The sequence below is a fragment of the Nostoc cf. edaphicum LEGE 07299 genome, from assembly GCF_015207245.1.
Classification (GTDB): Bacteria; Cyanobacteriota; Cyanobacteriia; order Cyanobacteriales; family Nostocaceae; genus Nostoc; species Nostoc edaphicum_B.
The window spans coordinates 1-3,315 of record NZ_JADEXF010000729.1 but is presented as its reverse complement, the minus strand read 5'-3'; the positions used below and the strand labels follow the sequence as shown (position 1 = coordinate 3,315).

Annotated in this window: 5 protein-coding genes and 1 pseudogene; all 6 read left to right on the top strand. The window is 41.9% G+C overall.

The genetic code is table 11. The features are described from left to right. Positions 1-124: 124 nt before the first annotated feature. A pseudogene (locus tag IQ229_RS19685) lies at positions 125-388 on the top strand (phage terminase large subunit family protein); the annotation flags it as partial. A 4-nt stretch (positions 389-392) separates the two neighbouring features. Then, positions 393-962, top strand: coding sequence for a hypothetical protein (locus IQ229_RS19680; RefSeq protein WP_194046628.1), 570 nt, complete (start codon positions 393-395; stop codon positions 960-962). 22 nt (positions 963-984) lie between these two features. After that, positions 985-1,476, top strand: coding sequence for a hypothetical protein (locus tag IQ229_RS19675; RefSeq protein ID WP_185579984.1), 492 nt, complete (start codon positions 985-987; stop codon positions 1,474-1,476). Next, positions 1,476-1,817: a hypothetical protein gene (locus tag IQ229_RS19670; protein ID WP_194046626.1), complete on the top strand. Its 342-nt coding sequence runs from the start codon at positions 1,476-1,478 to the stop codon at positions 1,815-1,817. Before IQ229_RS19675 ends, IQ229_RS19670 begins: the two co-directional genes overlap by 1 nt. A gap of 4 nt (positions 1,818-1,821) precedes the next feature. Continuing rightward, entirely contained in the window at positions 1,822-2,472 is a 651-nt protein-coding gene (locus tag IQ229_RS19665) for a M23 family metallopeptidase (RefSeq protein ID WP_228013584.1), read from the top strand. 108 nt (positions 2,473-2,580) lie between these two features. Continuing rightward, on the top strand, positions 2,581-3,315 hold a 735-nt coding region (locus tag IQ229_RS19660; protein WP_194046622.1), incomplete at its 3' end, for an RNA-guided endonuclease InsQ/TnpB family protein.

The following is a 3,315-nucleotide window of genomic DNA, read 5'->3' as shown; positions in this document are numbered from 1 at the left end:
TGCCTAATTATCAACAGTAAATATCTTAAAGCCTTATTTTTTTGTACAGACTACCTAATTTAGGATGATTGCATTTACGGACTATAGCCTAGCCACATCAAGGCTTTGAACGTTTTCGGAGATGTCTTTGGAATCTCAACCATCGGTTGATCTGAATCAAATGCTAATTCAGATTAAAAATGCTCAAGAACCATATTCTCTTGCACAGGCACAGCTGTTAAGAGCGCGAGGGTATTTAGACCCAGTAGAGCAGATGGCACAGGTGGCAGACATCCGCGAGAGAATACGCCAACGGGAGGAGCAAAGGCGGATGTATATCCAACAAATGAAGAAGCAATTACCTCAGCCAGTTCCTAATAAACAGCCTGTTAATAAATCGAGGGGATGATGTCATGTATGTCAAGTTTGCTGCTGCGATAATTTGCATAGCTTTATGTTCGCTCAATGTTGTAGCGGCAGTCAAACGTACCCCTATTCGTACTACCCTTGAAGGTTCAACTCGCACGACAGTTGAGATGATGCCATCTCCCAATTCAGGAGTGCATTGGATGAGTGCAGTTATATTTCTGGCTGGATTTGCTTGTTTTTTGGGCTGGGGAATTTCTGACTATAACAATGCAATTGAAGAAAGAGATGAATTGTCTGATAACTTCCCTAATCCCGGCAATCAACAACTTCATGTTGGTGTTTCTCATACTGATATTCAACCTTCTTTAATCCCCCCGGTATCACCTTCTTCTGGGATGAGATTAAATAGCGAGTTCTCTGCTAAGAATGTAGTCCAATTTTCTCCTCGTTCTAGTGTTTCTGGGTTAGGGCGAGTACATAGTAGCCAATTTCTTGAAGATGGAGTGCAAAATCAACCTGGAATGTTATCTCCAGAAGAGTTTTACACCCAACTTCAGGATGAAGATTTCTGGGAAGATACTAACTCCCAGGTAAATGATAAACCTGCCAGCTAGTTACTTAATTTGAGGTCATATTATGAGTAGAAATCAACGCCGCAACTTTGATGTTGATTATTCTGAAGGTGGAGCAATTGTGCCTGCAAACCGTTTGCAAAATATGTTGCAGCAGGTACAGCAACAAGGAGGAATAGTAAATCAGCAACCTAACGTTTCTCCCATGACTACTTATGAGACTCAGCCAGTAGAAGTTAGGTATATCAATGCACCTACTGCCTATAAGCCGAGGGTTCCTCAGATAGAGATTCCCTACATCGAGACTTGGAAAGCACATCGGCTGCATCCGCAAAACCCCTGGAGATTTGGCTGGTATCCAGTATATTTTTTATCTGATGTAATTAAATCTCCTGTGGGTGTAGCTGGTGTGGGAGTGTGGTTGTTAATAATGCTGTTGAATTTTTTCCTAAATGGCAGTTATACCGGGCCGGGGTATGCGTCTGGGAAGAAGATTGAAGTTGTACCCAAGGAAGTTCCCTCTTTTGCCCTGCCTGTGGTTAAGCAATTGGAATAATGTGGGTAAAAGCAATTTTTGGGTTCGTACTGCTGGTATGGATTGCAGATATTTTACAACCGGGATATTTGCAGTTTTATAACTGGCGTAATGCTGTGGCATTGGTACAAAAGCTTCAGTTTTCATCGTCGGCTGTTGTACCCACTGCTGCACCTGGCGTGAATATATCTTCTACTCCTGTTTCTACACGTTACTCCCCGCAAGTAAGGGAACCTGCAACATCCGGGGATGACCTAAATTCTTCTGATTGCCGTGTGGCTAGGAATGACTTTGAGGAAGTATTGAGTACTGCAAGGATTGGTTGTTGGCGGGTTTCTCCTGCTAATGCAAAAAGGCGTTGAGGCAATGCGAATAATCTTTGAAACTGACGGTGACAAGGAGGTTAGGAATTCAACTGTAACTAGTTTGGATGAGACGGTCGATACTAGTTCGAGTGCAAATTGGAGATATGCGATCGCAACCTCAGTTTTAATTGCAGCTATGGTCATTCCCCAGGTTTCTGGATGGATTGAATCTCAAGTGTTAGTCAAATCTCTCCAAAGTCTAATATTACCAAAAACTATTGGTAGTAATCAGGTTTTAAATAATGGTCGAATTGCCTTTCCTACTGCAGCTGGTACTCCTATTACCTCAGAGTTTGGTTGGCGGACACACCCCATTACGGGCGATCGCAAGTTTCACGCGGGTATTGATTTTGGTGCAGCAAAGGATACGCCAATTTATGCGGTTGATGCTGGACGAGTAGTTTTTGCGGGTGACAAGGGTGGTTATGGCAAAGCAGTTATTATTCAGCATCAGGGAAGTTTATCTACTCTGTACGGTCATGCCAGTCAGCTGTATGTACAGCAAGGACAACAAGTTGTGCGTGGGCAGATGATTGCAGCAGTAGGTAGTACGGGCTTTTCAACGGGGCCGCATTTGCATTTTGAAATTCGCTCTTATGGTGTAGCGCAGAACCCCCGTCCTTATTTACACAAGTATTTAGCAAATCGTTGAAGGTTATGAGTCGTGATACCTAAAACCCTGAATAAATCCGGTGCATATAAGCGTATAGCCAAATAAATTTGGCTTTCTTAAATCAGTCGAGATAAATCAGGTTGAGCCATGATAATCTATGAGTTCAAAGTCAAAGGGAAAGACAAGCAGTATCGTGCTATTGACGAAGCCATTCGCACCAGTCAATTCATCCAAAACAAATGTTTACGTTACTGGATGGATAATAAAAATGTGGGCAAGTATGACCTCAACAAATACTGTGCGATACTAGCTGCTGAATTTACCTTTGCTGATCAATTAAATTCAATGGCTCGGCAGTCGGCGGCGGAACGTTCTTGGAGCGCAATTAGTCGATTTTACAATAACTGCAAGAAAAAGATTAATGGTAAAAAGGGTTTCCCAAAGTTTAAGAAAAATTGCCGTTCAGTGGAGTACAAAACCTCTGGCTGGAAGCTTTCTAAAACTCGTAAAGCCATTAGTTTTTCAGATAAGAAAGGCATAGGAACACTCAATTTGAAGGGAACTTATGATCTTAATTACTACGACATTAAACAAATTAAGCGTGTCCGTTTAGTACGTCGCGCTGACGGTTACTACGCTCAGTTCGTACTTGATGTTGATGTTAAGGTTAAAACGCAGCCAACAAATCAAGTAGTTGGTATCGACTTAGGATTAAAGTATTTCATTGCTGATAGTAGAGGTAATGTAGAACCCTCGCCCCAGTTTTACCGCAAGTCGGAAAAGCAGTTAAATCGAGCTAATCGCAAAAAATCTAAGAAATTCAATCAAGCTAAAAATAAAGCCAAGCTTCGTCAGTCTAATAATTACTACAAAGCTAGAAAT

Excerpts from the sequence above, each read along its gene's own strand:
- IQ229_RS19680 (WP_194046628.1), top strand. The coding sequence starts at position 393 with ATGTATGTCAAGTTTGCTGCTGCGATAATTTGCATAGCTTTATGTTCG.
- IQ229_RS19675 (WP_185579984.1), top strand. The coding sequence starts at position 985 with ATGAGTAGAAATCAACGCCGCAACTTTGATGTTGATTATTCTGAAGGT.
- IQ229_RS19665 (WP_228013584.1), top strand. The coding sequence starts at position 1,822 with ATGCGAATAATCTTTGAAACTGACGGTGACAAGGAGGTTAGGAATTCA.
- IQ229_RS19670 (WP_194046626.1), top strand. The coding sequence starts at position 1,476 with ATGTGGGTAAAAGCAATTTTTGGGTTCGTACTGCTGGTATGGATTGCA.